Raw genomic sequence first — 16,566 nt, forward strand, 5'->3', positions numbered from 1 at the left:
CGCTCAGCCTGTCACTCCTCCAGCGCAAGGAGCGCCGCGTTCAGCTCGACGACGTTCACGCGTGGGGCGCCGAGGAAGCCGAGCTCAGGCGAGGTGGTCGCCTGCGCGACCAGATCGGCGACGACGGCGTCACTCAGGCCGCGTACCCGGGCCACCCTTTCGACCTGAAGGTCGGCGTACTCGGGTGAGATGTGCGGGTCCAGGCCGGAGCCCGAGGCGGTGACGGCGTCGACGGGGACCCGATCGGGGTCGACGTCCTCGCGCTCGGCGACCTCGGCGCGGCGCGCCTGCACGGTGGCGAGCAGGTCGGGGTTCTCCGGGCCGAGGTTCGAGGCCCCGGAGGCGAGCGGGTCGTACCCGTCCCCGGCGACCGACGGCCGGGTCCGGAACCACTCGTCGCCGTCGAAGGTCTGGCCGATGAGGCTCGACCCGACGGTCTCGCCGTCGACGACGACCGGTGAGCCGTTCGCCCGGGCGGGCATCAGGGCGCCGACGCCGTAGACGGCGAGGGGGTAGCCGAGTCCGAGGATGACGGTCATGACGAGCAGGACCCGCAGGCCGGCGAGGGACTGCTTGAGGAATGCGGACATGGTGCAGTGCTCCAGTCGGAGGGGCTCAGAAGCCCGGTAGCAGGGAGACGACGAGGTCGATGAGCTTGATGCCGACGAACGGGGCGATCAGTCCCCCGACGCCGTAGACGAGCAGGTTGCCGCGCAGCATCGCGGAGGCGCCGCGGGGCCGGTACCGCACGCCGCGCAGCGCGACCGGGATGAGGGCGACGATGATGAGGGCGTTGAAGATGACCGCGGAGAGCATCGCCGACTCCGGTGAGGACAGCCCCATCAGGTTGAGGCGGTCGAGCTGCGGGTACAGGCCGGCGAACATGGCCGGAATGATGGCGAAGTACTTCGCGACGTCGTTCGCGATCGAGAACGTGGTGAGCGCGCCGCGGGTGATCAGCAGCTGCTTGCCGATCGCCACGACCTCGATGAGTTTCGTGGGGTTGGAGTCCAGGTCGACCATGTTCCCGGCCTCCTTCGCGGCCGAGGTTCCGGTGTTCATCGCGACGCCGACGTCCGCCTGGGCCAGGGCCGGGGCGTCGTTGGTGCCGTCGCCGGTCATCGCGACCATCCGCCCGGCGGCCTGCTCGGCCTTGATCAGCGCCATCTTGTCCTCGGGTTTGGCCTCGGCGAGGTAGTCGTCGACGCCGGCCTCGGCCGCGATGGCGCGCGCGGTGAGCGCGTTGTCCCCGGTGATCATCACCGTGCGGATCCCCATCCTGCGGAGTTCGTCGAACCGCTCCCGCAGGCCGGACTTGACGACGTCCTTCAGGTGGATCACACCGAGCGCCCTGGCCGGGCCGTCACCGCGCTGCTCGGCCACCACCAGCGGGGTCCCGCCCGATGCGCTGATCGAGTCGACGGCCTCGCCGACGTCGGCGGTCGGGTGACCGCCGTTCTCGCGCACCCAGGCCATCACGGCCGACGCGGCGCCCTTGCGGATCTGCCGGAGCCCTGAGTGGGTCTGCACGTCCACCCCGCTCATCCGGGTCTGGGCCGTGAACGGGACGAACGTCGCGGTGGGGAGCTGATCGTGGAACAGCAGCCGCATGCCGTAGCGCTCCTTGGCGAGCACCACGACGGAGCGCCCCTCGGGGGTCTCGTCCGCGAGGCTGGACATCTGCGCGGCCTCGGCGAGCTCGACCTCGGTCACCTGCCCGGCGGGGACGACCTCCACGGCCTGCCGGTTGCCTAGGGTGATGGTGCCGGTCTTGTCCAGCAGCAGCACGTCGACGTCGCCGGCGGCCTCGACGGCGCGGCCGGACAGCGCCATCACGTTGCGCTGGATGAGCCGGTCCATGCCCGCGATGCCGATCGCGGACAGCAGCGCTCCGATCGTGGTCGGGATCAGGCAGACGAGCAGGGCGACCAGCACGATCAGGGGCTGGGCCTGCCCGGAGTAGACGGCGAACGGCTGCAGGGTCACCACGGCGAGCAGGAAGATCAGCGTGAGGCTGGCCAGCAGCAGGTTCAGCGCGATCTCGTTGGGTGTCTTCTGCCGGGCCGAGCCCTCGACCAGCGAGATCATCCGGTCCAGGAAGGTCTCGCCGGCCTTCGCGGTGATGCGAACCACGATGCGGTCCGAGAGGATCCGGGTGCCGCCGGTGACCGACGAGCGGTCACCGCCCGACTCCCGGATGACGGGCGCCGACTCCCCGGTGACGGCCGACTCGTCGACGGAAGCGACGCCGTCGACCACGTCTCCGTCGCTGGGGATCACCTCGCCGGCCTCGACGACGACGAGGTCCCCGACCTCGAGTGCCGTGCCCGGCACGGACTCCTCGGTGTCGTCACCGTGCAGGCGGCGGGCCATCGCGGTTGTGCGCGCCTTGCGCAGCGAGTCGGCCTGGGCCTTGCCGCGGCCCTCGGCGACGGACTCGGCGAGGTTGGCGAACACGACCGTGGCCCAGAGCCACACGGTGATCGACCAGGCGAACAGGGACGGGTGCGCGATGGCCAGGACGGTCGTGGCCAGCGCGCCGACCCAGACGACGAACATCACCGGATAGCGGATCTGGTGCCGCGGATCGAGCTTGCGCAGGGCGTCCGGAAGGGACCGCAGCAGCTGCCGCGGGCGGAACGCACCGGCCCGGACCCGTGCGGCGGGGGCGTGATCGGTCTCGGGGGTGGCGTTGGTCATGGTGGTCACAGCAGGGCCTCCGAAAGAGGAGCGAGAGCGAGAGCGGGGAAGAAGGTCAGTCCGGCGACGATCAGCACCACGAAACCGAGCAGACCGACGAAGACGGGCCCGTGGGTGGGCAGGGTGCCGGTGGTCTCGGAGACTTTCCGCTGGCTGGCGAGCGATCCGGCCAGGGCGAGCACCAGGGCGATCGGGACGAACCGGCCGAACAGCATGGCCAGTCCGAGTGCGGTGTTCTGGTACGGCGTGTTGGCACCGAAGCCGGCGAACGCCGAGCCGTTGTTGTTCACGGTCGAGGCGTAGGCGTAGAGGATCTCGGTGAGCCCGTGCGGTCCGCTCTCCTGCACGGAGGCGTCGACGAGAGCAGGGCTGGCGGCGGTGATGGCGGCGCCGGCGAGCAGCAGCGTCGGCATCGTGAGGATGTAGAGGGCCACCAGGGTGACCTGCTTCCGCCCGATCTTCTTGCCGAGGTACTCGGGCGTGCGGCCGACCATCAGTCCGGCCAGGAACACCGCGAGCACGGCCATCACGAGCATCCCGTACAGGCCGGCGCCGACCCCGCCGGGCGCCACCTCGCCGAGCATCATGTTCAGCAGCGTGACGCCGCCGCCGAGGCCGGTGTAGGAGTCGTGGAAGCTGTTCACCGATCCGGTCGAGGTCCCGGTCGTCGAAGCGCCGAACAGCGCGGACGCCGCAGGCCCGAACCGGAGTTCCTTGCCCTCCATGGCGCCGCCGGCGGCGCCGGGCACGGTGCCGAACCCGCGCATCTCCGCCCACGTGGTGATGGTGACGGCGGCGAGCCAGAGCGTGGCCATCACGGAGACGATCGCCGTGCCCTGCCGGTGGTTGCCGACCATCCGCCCGAAGGTGCGCGGAAGGCTGAACGGGATGACCAGCAGCAGGAAGATCTCGACCAGGTTGGTCCACGCCGTCGGGTTCTCGAACGGGTGCGCACTGTTGGCGTTGAAGAACCCGCCACCGTTGGTGCCGAGGTTCTTGATCGCCTCCTGGGACGCGATCGGGCCGCCGACGATGCTCTGCGGCTCTCCGGTGATCGTGGTGACCTCGCGGGCGCCGTCGAAGTTCTGGACGGCGCCGCCGATGACGAGCACGATCGCGGCGAGGAAGGCGATCGGCAACAGGATCCGCACGGTGCCCCGGACCAGATCGACCCAGAAGTTCCCGATGCGGTCGGTGCCCTGCCGGGCGAAGCCACGGACCAGCGCAATGGCGACGGCGATCCCGACTGCGGCGGAGAGGAAGTTCTGCACGGCCAGGCCACCCATCTGGGCGAGGTGGCCCATGGTGGACTCGCCGGAATACCACTGCCAGTTGGTGTTCGTGACGAACGAGACGGCGGTGTTCCAGGCTCCGTCCGGGGCGAGGCCGGTCATGCCGAGCGAGAGCGGCAGGTACGCCTGCAGGCGCAGGAGCAGGTAGAGCACGAGGATGCTGACGGCGGAGAACGCGAGCAGCGACCGGGCGTAGACCGACCAGTGCTGGTCGGAGTCAGGGTCGATCCCGCCGATCCGGTAGACGGCCCGCTCGGCCCGCAGGTGACGCTTTCCCGAGTAGACGCCCGCCATGTAGTTGCCGAGCGGCACGTGGACCGCGGCGAGGAGCAGGACGAGGAACCCGACCTGCAGCACGGCGGCCAGTGCGACGGGCATCAGAACTTCTCCGGGTGCAGCAGGGCCCACACCAGGTAGCCGGCGAGCGCGAGTGCAAGCACCAGTGCGACGGCAGACTCCACGCTCACGGCTTCGACACCCCCCGCGCCAGCAACGCCAGCAGGAGGAACCCCGCACAGGTCAGGGCCACGAAGGCGAGATCAGCCACAGCGAACTCCAGGTCGGAATGCGACATACCGGCAGGCACGTCGAGCGGTCCGGACGACCGCCGTCATCCATTCAGCACCCGGAAATCGGCCCGGCGGGCTTTTCCTGACGGAACCCGGACGCCCAGCACGCGGATCCGGACACCTCCCTGACGCCGATGCTCGGATCAGGTGTCGCGGCCGGGACCTCTCAGTGGGACCTGCGGCCGAGGGGCAGGATCGGTGGCTCTCCGCCCAGCTCACGGCGCACGTGCGAGCGGGCATGCTCGATCGCCTCGGGCATCGTCGTGAAGACGTGCTTGCGGGTCCGGAGGGTGTCGAACACCCCGACGGACTCCAGCAGACGTCTCTGGTCCGCCGGGATCCCCTTGAGCAGGACCGTGACGCCGTGCGCCTGCTTGTCGACGATGAACTCGGCGAGGGCGTTCGCTCCGCTGGCGTCCATCAGCCGGACGCTCGACAGCCGCAGGATGATCACCCGCACATCCACCGCGGCCGCGAGCTCCTCGAGGAACCGGCGGGTGACACCGAAGAACAGGGCGCCGTCGAACCGGTAGACCGCGATGTGCTCGTGCAGCAGCTCGTGCTCCTGCTCCGCGCCGATCTCGGCGGGCAGCTCCTCGCGTCGCAGCCCGCTCACCTTGGACACCGAGCGCAGCGCGAGAACGGCGGCGACCGCCACCCCGACCTCGACGGCGAGGATCAGGTCGAACGCGACCGTCACCAACACGGTGACGAGCAGGGCAGCTCCGTCGCGCCGGGTGCTGCGCAGGATCGACCGGGCGGTGCGGATGTTCACCATCCGGGCGGCGGTGACGATGAGCACCCCGGCGAGGGCGCTGAGCGGGATGTGCGCCACCAGCGGCGCGGCAACGAGCACGACGACGGCGAGCAGTACCGCGTGCGTCAGCGCGGAGACCCGGGTGCGGGCACCGGCCCGCACGGCCACCGCGGTCCGGGCGATCGCGCCGGTGGCGGGCATCCCGCCGAGCAGCCCGGACGCGACGTTCGCCAGCCCTTGCCCCACCAGTTCCCGGCTGCCCTGGGTCCGGCCGATGTCATCGGCCATGCCGTCCGCCACCCGCGCCGAGAGCAGGCTCTCCAGGGCACCGAGAGCCGCGACCGCGAGCGCGGCCGAGAGCAGGGTGCGCAGGTCCGCCAGTTCCACCGCCGGCAGCGAGGGTGTCGCGAAGATGGACGGCAGCGCGCCGATCCGGTCCACGTCCATCGAGAACACGAGCGAAGCAACGGTGGCGGCGGCCACGGCGATCAGCGATGCCGGCAGGCTCCTGCGCAACCGGGTCGTGACGACCATGATCGCGATCACCAGAGCGACCAGGGCGAGCGGCTGCGCCGCGGCCGCCCAGTCGACCACGCGCACGGCGTCGATCGCGACGAGAAGCGAGTTCTCGCCGTCGGGCTTGGGCAGGTCCAGGGCGAGCGGCACCTGCTGCAGCGCGATCACGATGCCGATCCCGATCGTGAACCCCTCGACCACCGGCCACGGGATCAACGACACCAGGCGGCCCATGCCCAGGACACCCATGATCACGATGATCACGCCGGCCAGCACCGCGATCAGGCCCACCGCGTCCACCCCGAACCGGGCCACGACCGGCACCAGCACCACCGTCATCGCGCCGGTCGGTCCGGACACCTGCAGGTGGGAGCCGCCGAACACCGCCGCGACGGCGCCGGCCACGATCGCCGTCACCAGGCCCGCGCCGGCGCCGACGCCGGAGGCGACGCCGAAGCCGAGGGCCAGCGGGAGGGCGACGATGCCGACCGTGAGGCCGGCGAGGAGGTCCCGGCGCCAGCTCGTGCGCAGCCCCGCGTAGTCAGCGCGGCGCGGGATCATCAGGTGGCCGAGCCAACCCGCCACTCCCTTCACGGTCATGGTCGGCGCGTGGCTCACTCGGCGCCTTCGCTCTCCAGGTCGTCGAGCAGGTCCCGGCTCGGCGCGAGCGTCTGCACCAGGAAGGTGCGCGCCGCCAGCAGCAGCTCCGCGACCACGGGCGTGGCGAGCGTGTACTGCACGGCGTTGCCCGCCCGGGTCGCACTGACCACACCCTTGCGCCGCAGCACGCCGAGGTGCTGGGAAAGGTGCGAGGCCTCGATCTCGAGTTCGGCAAGAAGCTCGCTGACCTGCTTGTCACCATCGACCAGGAGCTCCAGGACCCGGATCCGCACGGGATGCGCCAGGGCCTTGAACAGGTCTGCCTTCGCGACATAGATGGGGGTCTGCGTGGTGGTGGGCATGGCCACCCTTCAACGGGACGGGATGATGACTTGATGAATCTATCAAATCATCCGGTGGACTCGTTCACTGGCCGTTGACGCGCTGTTCGCCTGCCTCCGGTTGCCGGCGCTGCACCATCGCCGTTGGCTAGTGCCCACCCACCCTGGAGGAACCGTGAAGCGCACGATCGCCACCGTCCTGCTCGCAACGATCAGCCTCATCGGCGCAACTACCGCCGCCGCCGCGCCGCCCGCGCAGGTGGACCTGGGCGACCCGCTGGACGCCGCCCACGCGCACAACGACTACGAGCACGAGCGGCCGCTGTTCGACGCACTCTCCCACGGCTTCACCAGCGTCGAGGCGGACGTGTGGTTGGTCGACGGTGAGCTGCTCGTCGCCCACGACCTGGCGGACGTCGACTCCGACCGCACGCTGGAGAGCCTCTACCTCGACCCGCTCACGGACCTGATCCGCAGCGGCCAGGGCCGGTCGGTCTACCCGGGCTGGGACGGCAGCCTGCAGCTGCTGATCGACATCAAGTCCGAGTCGGAGTCCACCTGGGCCGCCATCGAGGCCGAACTCGCCGAGCACCGACAGCTCGTGACCCGGTACGTGCGCGGTCGGGTCCTGCCCGGCCCGGTCACCGCGGTGATCAGCGGGAACCGGCCGCTGGAGACGATGGCCGCGGCCGAGCACCGGTTCAGCTTCTACGACGGCCGGGCCACCGACCTCACGTCGGGCCTGCCTGCAGCCCTGATGCCGTTGGTCAGCCACAACTGGACCCAGTTGTTCTCCTGGGGCGGGGTCGGCGAGATGCCGGCGGACGAGCGGGCCGAACTGCACGCGTACGTCGAGACCGCGCACGCGGCCGGCTACCGGGTCCGGTTCTGGGCCACGCCGGACGTGGCGGGTCCCGAGCGCGACGCCGTCTGGGCCGAACTGGTCGCCGCGGGGGTCGATCACATCAACACCGACGATCTCAGCGCCCTGGAGGCGTTCCTCTCCGAATAGCGCCCGACGGCGGAGGCGGGCCCGGTCTGCCGGGTCCGCCTCTGCGCGGCGTGCGGCGGGCGCAACCCCGCGGCCGAGGTCCGACCTCAGTGCCGGGGTATGTTCGGCACGTGAGTGAGCCGACCCACCACCGCACCTAGGGAGCGCGCCATGGCGTGGAGTACGCGTGAGCTGGCCGACCTCGCGGGGACGACCGTGAACACGGTGCGGCACTACCACCGGCTCGGCCTGATCGACGAGCCCGAGCGCGGCTACAACGGGTACAAGCAGTACACGGTGCCCGACCTGGTCCGCCTGCTGCGGATCCGGCGCCTCACCGAGCTCGGCGTGCCGCTGTCGCAGATCGGCGACGTCGCGGCCGCCGGCGACGCCACCCCGGAGGCATTGCGCGAGGTCGACACCCAGCTCGCGGCGCAGATCGAACGGCTGCATCAGGCCCGGGCGGACATCGCGGCCATCCTGCGCGACCAGGCACCGGCCGACGTTCCCCCGGGTTTCGAGTCCGTCGCGGCCCGGCTGTCCGAGGCCGACAGCTCGATCCTGCACATCTACGGCAAGCTCTTCGACGCGGGCGCGATGGCGGACCTGCGCCGCATGGTCGAGGCCGACCCCGAGGACCTCGGCGACGAGATCAACTCGCTGCCTGCGGACGCGGACGAGGCGACCCGGCAGCGGCTAGCGACCTCGCTCGCACAGACCCTCGCGCAGAACCTGCGGGACTACCCCTGGCTGAGCGATCCGGTGGGCCACCTGTCGAAGAGCACGCGGGTCACGCAGCAGACGTTCATCGAGGCGATCGTCGAGCTCTACAACCCCGCGCAGCGCGACGTCCTCGGCCGCGCAGGCCTCCTCGCGCAGGAACTGCTGAGCGCCGAGCGGGAGGCGGGCGGCGACGCGGACTGAGAGTCGCGTCACACCGGCTTGACCCTGTTCCTAGAACACGGACTCTACTGGCGGTCCTGGCCCAGAGCGGGCTCGGAATCCCTGACACGAGGAGTCCTACCGTGAATCCCATCGCGGATCTGATCCGCACCTTCCAGGAACTGGTCGCCCAGGTCCCGGAGTTCCTGCAACCGTTCATCGTCCTGCTCGGCGGCATGGTCCCGTTCATCGAGGGGGACGCCGGCGGCATCATCGGCGTGCTGGGCGGCATCAACCCGATCGTGGCCGGAGTGGCCGCGGCGACCGGGAACTTCCTGGCCGTCACCGCCGTCGTGTTCGTCAGTTCGCGAGCCCGCACTGCGGTCGTCGCCAGCCGCTCGGGCGGAGGGGTCCAGACCCTCGAGGAACCCAAGCCCCAGTCGAAGGGACGCCAACGCGTCCAGAGGTGGCTGGTCCGGTTCGGTGTTCCCGGGGCGAGCCTGCTCGCGCCGGTCGCGATCCCGACGCACTTCACCGCGGCCATGTTCGTCGCCTCGGGGGCGCCGCGCGGCTGGGTCCTGCTCTGGCAGGCCGTGGCGATCGTGCTGTGGACCACCCTGACCACGACGCTGATCTGGGTCGGGCTGAACACGGTGATCATGTGACCACCGCGCGACCCAACCTCGCCGAGGACCTCCTGCTCCTGTTGTTCCAGCCGAACTCCGGCTTCCAGCGCACCGGCTCCATCGCCGGGGAGAACACCCTGTTCTACGTCCTCGCCGGCGCCGTGCTCGCCGATCTCGGCCTCGGCGAGCACGTGCGCACCGCCACCGGCCGGTTCGGGGGGACGCTCGTGGAGGCGGTCGAGAACAACCCGCCCGCCGACGAGATCCTGCGCTCGGTGTGGGACTACGTCGCCGATAAGCCCCGCGGCATCCAGACGGTCCTCGCGGCGGTCGGGCCGAGACTGCGCGAACCGGTGCTGGACCGCCTGATCGAGCGCGGCGACATCCAGCGGGGCACCCGCAGGACGCTCGGCCTGTTCGACACGAAGGTCCTGGAGGGCACCGGCGGCGAGCGCCGGGCCGCCCTCCTCGCGGACGTGCGTGCGGTCCTCGTCGACGGCGTGCAGCCGCAGCCCCGGGTCGCCGCGCTCGCCGCACTGATCTCGGGCAGCGGGACGCTTCCGCAGTTCCACCGGGACATCCCCTGGACCTCCCCCGTGATCACCAGGGCCAAGGAGCTCGAGCAGGGCAACTGGGGAGCCGAAGCAGCCGCGGAGGCCGTGGCCCGCACCGTCACCGCAGTGATCGTCAACAACGTGGTCATCGCGGCGGCCGTGCTGCCCAAGCCCTAGTCATGGTCCTCGCGAGCCGCTCCCCGACGGCGTCGAGGTCACCGGCGATGATCACCTGGAACAGGGCCTACCTGGGCCAACGCCATGCGTCAGCGTCTGGCCGGCTGGGTGGCTGGGTACCGGAGCGCGACCAGCTAGCGTGAGCGCATCGACAGAGGAGATCCCATGAGCCGTGTGGTCGTGTTCGACCGCAAGAACTACTGGTTGCCGAAGGTGGTCAGCGCGGGCGAGGCGCTGCGGCTCGAGTTCGCCGGCGGAGCTGATGCTCAGCATGATCCGCGGACGTTCAGTGTTCCGATCGAGGAAGAGCACCTCGTCGTGCTCCGCGAGGACCTGGCGCGACATGTGATCCTGTGGAGCGCACTGGGGCCGCTGTGCTTCGCTGCCGGTATCAGCGACCCGCTGGACGACGATGCGGCCGTCGGGCTGTTGGCTCCGATTCTTCTCGGGCGCCCCGAGGAGGTGGATGCACTCCTCAAGCACACGGACTGGGATCGGACTCAGCTCGTCGCCTACGGTGCCGACGTAGACCTGCTCGAGAGCGGTCGCGTCGTCGAGTCCATGAGCGCGGCGACGGAGCGGCCGGACTGGCAGAGGGCACAGGAGTACGACGCGGACCGGCACCGTGCACAGCGCGGTGTGACGCTCTCCCCGCTCGACGCCGCGATCCTCAGGTTCACCGGGCAGTACCTTCACGGCTCGACAATTCCGCGTCGCGACCCCGAGGCCGTCGATCCCGCGCTGCTGCCTGAGGTGCTGCGGGTGATCGATACCGCGGAGCGCGCGTGTACCGGCTTGAGGATCGACCGCGATGCCCGCCGCGGGAAGACTGGCACGGACAAGCAGGACTGGAAGTTGATGGAGGCAGCGGTCGAGGCGGCTGTACGAGGTGCGTATCCGGAGCTCGCCGCCGATGCGGTGACGACGGTGAGCTTCTTGATGTGCTCCGAGGCAGCTCGTCGCGCTCGAACGCAGCCGTTCGACGTCGACGCAGCAGACGACGAGGCACAGACGCAGCCACGCGTGCGCACGCTGACCTTCACCGACGACAGGGAAGTCGAGGAGAAGTGGAATCCGGGCGACGACCGACGTGCTGTCGAGGCGTTCTGGGAGTTCGTGGCTGACCGGATCGGCTCCCGCAACGAGGTGTTCACGCTCGAGGACGAGGCGTTGGGCGAAGGGATCCAACTTCATTTCTACGCGTCGTCCCTCGCCCGGATCGCGACGGTCTCGGATGACGGTGGCGAAGCGGAGACGAAGTACCGGGTCGAGTACGGCCTCATCGACGACCTCGCCCACTATCGGGCCATCGTGCGCGGCTACGTCTCCGGGGGGTTCGACGCCCTGGATGGGCTGGCGGTCTGGATGTCTGACCACTCCGAGTTCGAGGAAGCGCGTCGGCGGCGCGACTCCCCCGGCGAGCACGCCTCGCCCGCCAAGGGATACGTGTTCCGCGACGATGCCGGCAGCGAGCAAGTGGTGTTGGTCCACCGCCCACAGGAGGCGTACGTCGCGTTCTCCTCGTTCTTCAAGGGTCGAGACGCGGGCGTCTTCACCATCGAGGACCAGGAGTCGGGTCAGAGCGTGGTGCTCATGCCCAGGAAGGGAGTGATCTCCCGCGCGGCGGGAGCGGAGAGACCTCGGACCGAGTTCCTCAAGGTCGGTCACGCCAACGCGTACCTGCCTGCAGCGATGCTGTTCTTCGAGAACGGATTCTCCGGGCTCAGCCACTACGGCCAGTGGCTGCCCAGCCTCGGCGACGTCGACGCGACGCCCGAGGAGCGCGGAGCCGCCCGAGCCGAGACCATCACGACCGAGTCCATGGCCATCCACGAGGTCGCTCGGATCTGGGGCGATTCGGGCATCGTGGACCCGACCGATCAGTACTACGTCTTCTTCGACTCGCACAGCCTCGACGACGACCAGGCGGAACGAGCCGAACTGCTCACGTTAATCGAGCTCCTCGGCCTCGAACGCGTCCACGCCCCAGCCGAAGCCGCTGACGGTGAGGTCTGGGTGCGTACGGACCCGCGCCTCGACGTCGAGTTCGAGAAGTGGGCGTGACGCTCGTTCGCAGCGCGAGCTTCGCAACGAGTCTTGCCCGTTCCTCCGTGCGGAGGGCGAAGACACCTCATTCGTCGGACCATCAGCGGGGTGCCTAGGGGCGGTGGACCTGGCTCAGCAGTGGACAGCAACACGAACTCACGCGCGGAGCAGGGCGTCCTCGGGCACCTCGCGCCGCTCGTAGGCCAGGTCGGCGTCCCGGGTGATGGCGCCAAGGGTCCGGTGCAGCCGGTCCGTGACGTTCACCGCGACAAGCCGGGTCACCCCGGCGTTGCCGGCGGAGGTCACCAGAGCCGAGACGGCGGCCGGCGTGGCGTTCGACTCCGGTCCCCCGTGCAGCACGAGGGTGTCCGGGCGCCGCGCTCCGGCTCGGCGCAGCGTGGCCGCGACGAGCAGGCGGGCCGAGTTCGTCGTGGCGAGCTGGCCAGGCAGCACGGCCACAGCGATCTCTCGGGTCATGTTGGTGTTCGACATCGTGTGCTCCCTTCTCGAGCATGGTTGGTTGAGGCAGGTTGGGGCCCGGCCAACGAGCAGATGCTCGCCGGCCGGGCCATCTGGGGCGGTCAGCCCTTCACGCACAGGACCGTGCGAAGGCGGGCAACCACCTCGACCAGGTCCGACTGCGCCGCGATCACGGACTCGAGGTCCTTGTAGGCGCCGGGGATCTCGTCGACCACACCGGCGTCCTTGCGGCACTCGACGCCGGCGGTCTGGACGGCCAGATCGTCGACGGTGAACGTCTTCCTCGCCTGGTTCCGGGACATGCGTCGCCCTGCCCCGTGGGATGCGGAGTAGAACGACTCCGGGTTGCCCAGGCCGCGCACGATGTACGACCCGGTGCCCATCGATCCCGGGATCAGGCCGAGTTCACCGGATCCGGCCCGGATCGCCCCCTTGCGGGTCACGACCAGGTCCTCGCCGTCGATCTGCTCGTGTGCCACGTAGTTGTGGTGCACGTTCGCGACCTCGGTGAAACTGACGTCCCGGTCGGTGAAGTGCCTGCGCACGACGTCGACCATCAGGGTCATCATCACCGCACGGGACCGGGCGGCGTACTCCTGTGCCCAGTGCAGGTCGCGCAGGTAGGCGTCCATCTGCGGGGTGCCCATGAGGAACACCGCGAGGTCACGGTCCACCAGACCCTGGTTGTGGTCCAGGTCCTTGGCGATCGAGACGTGACGCTCCGCCAGCTCCTTGCCGATGTTCCGGGAGCCGGAGTGCAGTTGGAGCCAGACGGCACCGTCGGTGTCGACGCACAGCTCGAGGAAGTGGTTCCCACCGCCGAGAGTGCCGAGCTGCTTGCGCGCTCGACCCTCAAGCCGCTGGACGTCGTCGTGCAGCCCGCCGAAGCGGTCCCAGAACGCCCCTTCGCCGCGCAACCGGTCCGCTCCCCCGGTGCCGGTGATCGGCCGGATCCGGCGCAGGTCCACCTGCTCGTCGTGGGAGTGGAACCCGACCGGAATGGTCGCCTCGATCGCCGCGCGCAGGCCGGACAGGTCGTCCGGCAGGTCGGACGCGGTCAGCGACGTCTTGACGCCGATCATCCCGCAGCCGATGTCCACGCCCACGGCGTTCGGGGAGACCGCGTCCCGCATCGCGATGACCGATCCGACGGTCGCGCCCTTGCCGAGGTGGACGTCCGGCATCACGCGAACCCCGGCGACCCAGGGCAGGGCGGCGATGTTGCGGAGCTGCTGGAGCGCCTGCGCCTCGATCTCGTCCTCATGCGCCCACATGAGGGTGGGTGCCATGGCACCGCTGAGCGGAACGGGGTACTGGGTGTTCATGCTGGCCTCCTTCCGGGAGGTGTTGTGGGGTACGGGTAACGGGGCACCGGGACGGGCCGGCGTTGTGTACCGCGCTTCGGCGTGGTCGACTTCGGGGATGGATGAGCACGCCGCGCGAGAAGCACTTCTGGCGGTGCGCGAGGAGGCGCTGACGCGGCTGGCGGACCTCGGCATCAGCCGCGACGACGTCGTCCAGGCCTCACAGGGCGCCAACATCGACGACGAGCACGACCCCGAGGGTTCGACCATCGCCTACGAACGTGCGCTGCTGGAGGCGCTGGCAGCAAGCGCGCGAGCACGGATCGCCGATGCCGACGCGGCCCTGCACCGCCTCGCCGCCGGCAGCTACGGGACCTGCGAGGTGTGCCGGGAGCCCATCGGTGCGGAGCGTCTCGCAGCACGTCCGATCGCGTCCCGGTGCCTGGAGCACTCCTGAGTGTCTGGCCGACTGCCGGCCCGCAGATCGCTCGGCCGCGGCGCGGTGGTGCCTTCGGCCGGACTCGAACCGGCGACCTTCCGCTTCGGAGGCGGACGCGCTGTCCACTGCGCTACGAAGGCTTGCGACCACGGCCGGTCTCGGCCCGGCCACGTTCCGCTCAAGCGGCAGATGCTCCGGCCACCTGAGTTACGGGCCCTTCGGACGGGCGGACCGGACGGGCCGCCGTCGTGGCCTCCAAGGGAGTTGAACCCTTACGTCCTTGCGGACACACGGGTCTGAGCCGTGCGCGTCTACCAGTTCCGCCAGGAGGCCGAGGTGGTCGCTGCACCCGAGGGTGCTCACCGTGCGCGACCGGCACGGTTGGTCGGTGTGGCAGGACTCGAACCTGCGGCCTCCGCGTCCCGAACGCGGCGCGCTACCACCTGCGCCACACACCGTGGGGATACTCCCGTGCCTTCGGCAGGACTCGAACCTGCAACCTCCTGATTCGTAGTCAGGTGCTCTGTCCATTGAGCTACGAGGGCGGATGAAGTCCGGCAGCCACCCCTCGCCTTGCCGCCTCCTCCACCGCTGGTCCTGTCTCTGACCGATGGGTGCGACGTCTCGGCGAGGGGTCGCCCGAACTCGGGCGGGGATGGTGCCCGCCCGGTGTTGCTGTCCACTGTTGAGGTTTCAAGGTGCCCCTGAGGGCTCGAGGGCGCCACCCGTGGGTGTGCCCATTGCTCGCCGGCCCGTGCGCAGCGATCCGCAGGTCGTCTCACCGCACAACGGAAACGGGGCCACCTGACTGGTGACCCCGTGGAGGTTCGGACCCCTTGCCCGACCCTGCCGCGGTTATCCGCTGCTCGGGTGGGCCGGCGTCCTCATCGGGTGGCGCGAGCCAGGCTCGCTGTCCCCACGGGGCTTGGCCACAGGTAGTGGTGGCCGTTGGGCTCGGAGTCAGACTGCTTCGACCGAGCCCGCATGGATCGGGTCGGTCGCAGTCGTTCCGCCGCCGGCACACTCGCCGAGCCGAGTCCGGGCAGCACGACGACGTCGAAGGCGATGGCCCTCGTGGTCGTGGTGAGGCGCGCAGACATGATGCTCCTTGGCGGGGTGGAAGTCGTTCTGTCCTACGAACGCTACGGGTCGGTTCCTCCCAGGGCCAAGGACTTTACGCGAACGGCGGCGCGGCGCGGCTTCGACGGCGTGTCGCGGTCAGCCTCCGAGCAGGGCACGGCGGGTGCGGCCGCGATGAGTGCATGCGTCGGCCGATACGCCACGTCCTGTCCCGGACCGGGTGCCTGGTCGCAGGTCACAACCCGGTCTCGGTCGGCCGATCCGAGGGGTGCGCGCCGACGAATCGCCATACGATTTCCTCGTCCCGGCACACGTCGTCCGGGCGCGCACCACCTGCACCAGGAGGAACGCCATGAACCGCAGGACGACCCGCACCCCCTGGTCCGGCAGGCTTGCCTCGATCGTTGCACTGGCGGCGACGACAGCCCTGCTCGCAGCCTGCGGCGGCTCCGGAGGGGAGGAGGAGACGGGCGGCGAGGCGGCCGGTCTCGAACTCGTCACCGAGGGCACGCTGACCGTGTGCTCCGACATCCCCTATCCCCCGTTCGAGGTCGAGGACGCCTCGGCCGAGAGCGGCTACAGCGGCTTCGACATGGACATCATGCAGGAGATCGCCAACCGGCTCGAGCTCACCCTGAGCGTCCAGGACGTCTCGTTCGACGCGCTGCAGTCCGGTGCGGTGCTCGGGGCCGGTCAGTGCGACCTCGGCGCGTCGGCGATGACGATCACCCCGGAGCGAGCCGAGAACCTCGACTTCTCAGACCCCTACTACGACTCGCTGCAGTCCCTGCTGGTGCCTGGCGACAGCGGCGTCACCAGCCTCGCGACCTTCACCGGCGCCCTGGGCGTGCAGCAGGGCACAACCGGGCAGGCGTTCGCCGAGGAGAACGCCCCCGACGGTGTCCAACTCGTCGAGTTCCCCTCCGACGGCGAACTGTGGCCGGCACTGCAGGGCGACACGATCCAGGGCATCCTGCAGGACCTCCCGGTCAACGTCGAACACGTCCGGACCGACTCCAGCTACGTCGTCGTCGAGGAGTTCCAGACCGACGAGAGCTACGGCTTCGCGTTCGCCAAGGGCGAGCGGCCGAACCTGCTGGCCGCCGTCAACGAGCAACTGCAGGCCATGCGCGACGACGGCACCTACGACACGATCTACGACCGCTACTTCTCCACCGAGGGCTGAGCCGAGGCCCGGCAGGAGGCCTCCCG

The 16,566-nt window shown here is 70.0% G+C and carries 15 protein-coding genes and 4 tRNA genes; 7 read left to right on the plus strand and 12 right to left on the minus strand.

Translation table 11 applies throughout. The annotated features are described in order from the left end of the window. Positions 1–11: 11 nt before the first annotated feature. From kdpC to HALOF300_RS20610, 6 genes are all read right to left on the minus strand, one after another. On the minus strand, positions 12–590 hold the full coding sequence (gene kdpC / locus HALOF300_RS20585) for a potassium-transporting ATPase subunit KdpC (RefSeq protein ID WP_156742769.1): 579 nt from the start codon (positions 588–590) through the stop codon (positions 12–14). A 25-nt stretch (positions 591–615) separates the two neighbouring features. Next, on the minus strand, positions 616–2,700 hold the full coding sequence (kdpB, locus tag HALOF300_RS20590) for a potassium-transporting ATPase subunit KdpB (RefSeq protein ID WP_156742841.1): 2,085 nt from the start codon (positions 2,698–2,700) through the stop codon (positions 616–618). Between the two features lie 5 nt (positions 2,701–2,705). Then, entirely contained in the window at positions 2,706–4,370 is a 1,665-nt protein-coding gene (kdpA, locus tag HALOF300_RS20595; protein ID WP_156742770.1) for a potassium-transporting ATPase subunit KdpA, read from the minus strand. Then, on the minus strand, positions 4,370–4,459 hold the full coding sequence (kdpF, locus tag HALOF300_RS20600) for a K(+)-transporting ATPase subunit F (protein WP_156742771.1): 90 nt from the start codon (positions 4,457–4,459) through the stop codon (positions 4,370–4,372). The genes kdpA and kdpF overlap by 1 nt, the downstream gene beginning before the upstream one ends. Before the next feature lie 268 nt (positions 4,460–4,727). Continuing rightward, on the minus strand, positions 4,728–6,434 hold the full coding sequence (locus HALOF300_RS20605) for a SulP family inorganic anion transporter (RefSeq protein WP_156742772.1): 1,707 nt from the start codon (positions 6,432–6,434) through the stop codon (positions 4,728–4,730). 14 nt (positions 6,435–6,448) lie between these two features. Further along, positions 6,449–6,796, minus strand: a complete 348-nt coding sequence (locus HALOF300_RS20610; protein WP_156742773.1) for an ArsR/SmtB family transcription factor — start codon at positions 6,794–6,796, stop codon at positions 6,449–6,451. 154 nt (positions 6,797–6,950) lie between these two features. On the opposite strand from HALOF300_RS20610, the gene HALOF300_RS20615 reads away from it, so the two are divergent. The 5 genes from HALOF300_RS20615 to HALOF300_RS27110 all read left to right on the plus strand — a co-directional run bounded on the left by HALOF300_RS20615 (position 6,951) and on the right by HALOF300_RS27110 (position 12,069). Next, positions 6,951–7,787, plus strand: a complete 837-nt coding sequence (locus HALOF300_RS20615; protein ID WP_156742774.1) for a phosphatidylinositol-specific phospholipase C/glycerophosphodiester phosphodiesterase family protein — start codon at positions 6,951–6,953, stop codon at positions 7,785–7,787. 150 nt (positions 7,788–7,937) lie between these two features. Next, entirely contained in the window at positions 7,938–8,690 is a 753-nt protein-coding gene (locus HALOF300_RS20620; RefSeq protein ID WP_156742775.1) for a MerR family transcriptional regulator, read from the plus strand. Between the two features lie 101 nt (positions 8,691–8,791). Further along, positions 8,792–9,313 carry a small multidrug efflux protein gene (locus HALOF300_RS20625; RefSeq protein ID WP_156742776.1) on the plus strand — a complete coding sequence of 174 codons (522 nt, stop codon included), beginning with the start codon at positions 8,792–8,794 and terminating at the stop codon, positions 9,311–9,313. Beyond that, a complete protein-coding gene (locus tag HALOF300_RS20630; RefSeq protein WP_156742777.1) occupies positions 9,310–10,005 on the plus strand; it encodes a GOLPH3/VPS74 family protein in 696 nt (231 codons plus the stop codon). Before HALOF300_RS20625 ends, HALOF300_RS20630 begins: the two co-directional genes overlap by 4 nt. Before the next feature lie 165 nt (positions 10,006–10,170). Next, positions 10,171–12,069 (plus strand): DUF6357 family protein, encoded by a 1,899-nt coding sequence (locus HALOF300_RS27110; protein WP_197522717.1) that lies wholly within the window; start codon positions 10,171–10,173, stop codon positions 12,067–12,069. 138 nt (positions 12,070–12,207) lie between these two features. Here HALOF300_RS27110 and HALOF300_RS20645 read toward each other — a convergent pair whose 3' ends face one another. Together HALOF300_RS20645 and HALOF300_RS20650 are read right to left on the minus strand one after the other, a co-directional pair. Then, on the minus strand, positions 12,208–12,543 hold the full coding sequence (locus tag HALOF300_RS20645; protein ID WP_156742778.1) for a hypothetical protein: 336 nt from the start codon (positions 12,541–12,543) through the stop codon (positions 12,208–12,210). An 89-nt stretch (positions 12,544–12,632) separates the two neighbouring features. After that, complete coding sequence (locus tag HALOF300_RS20650; RefSeq protein WP_156742779.1) at positions 12,633–13,856, minus strand: RtcB family protein; 1,224 nt, start codon at positions 13,854–13,856, stop codon at positions 12,633–12,635. A gap of 97 nt (positions 13,857–13,953) precedes the next feature. Here HALOF300_RS20650 and HALOF300_RS20655 point away from each other — a divergent pair, with 97 nt between their 5' ends. Further along, the gene (locus HALOF300_RS20655; RefSeq protein WP_156742780.1) at positions 13,954–14,292 is read left to right on the plus strand and encodes a TraR/DksA family transcriptional regulator; all 339 of its coding nucleotides are present in this window, start codon (positions 13,954–13,956) and stop codon (positions 14,290–14,292) included. Positions 14,293–14,338: 46 nt separating this feature from the next. Here HALOF300_RS20655 and HALOF300_RS20660 read toward each other — a convergent pair. The 4 genes from HALOF300_RS20660 to HALOF300_RS20675 form a co-directional block, all read right to left on the minus strand. After that, a tRNA-Arg gene (locus HALOF300_RS20660) sits at positions 14,339–14,414 on the minus strand. Between the two features lie 109 nt (positions 14,415–14,523). Continuing rightward, a tRNA-Leu gene (locus HALOF300_RS20665) sits at positions 14,524–14,607 on the minus strand. A gap of 49 nt (positions 14,608–14,656) precedes the next feature. After that, positions 14,657–14,732, minus strand: a tRNA-Pro gene (locus HALOF300_RS20670). A gap of 14 nt (positions 14,733–14,746) precedes the next feature. After that, positions 14,747–14,819, minus strand: a tRNA-Arg gene (locus tag HALOF300_RS20675). A gap of 887 nt (positions 14,820–15,706) precedes the next feature. Between HALOF300_RS20675 and HALOF300_RS20680 the strand changes: the two genes are divergently transcribed. After that, on the plus strand, positions 15,707–16,540 hold the full coding sequence (locus HALOF300_RS20680) for a transporter substrate-binding domain-containing protein (protein WP_156742781.1): 834 nt from the start codon (positions 15,707–15,709) through the stop codon (positions 16,538–16,540). The last annotated feature ends 26 nt before the right edge of the window (positions 16,541–16,566 follow it).

The sequence above is a fragment of the Occultella aeris genome (assembly GCF_902703175.1).
GTDB classification, from domain to species: Bacteria; Actinomycetota; Actinomycetes; order Actinomycetales; family Beutenbergiaceae; genus Occultella; species Occultella aeris.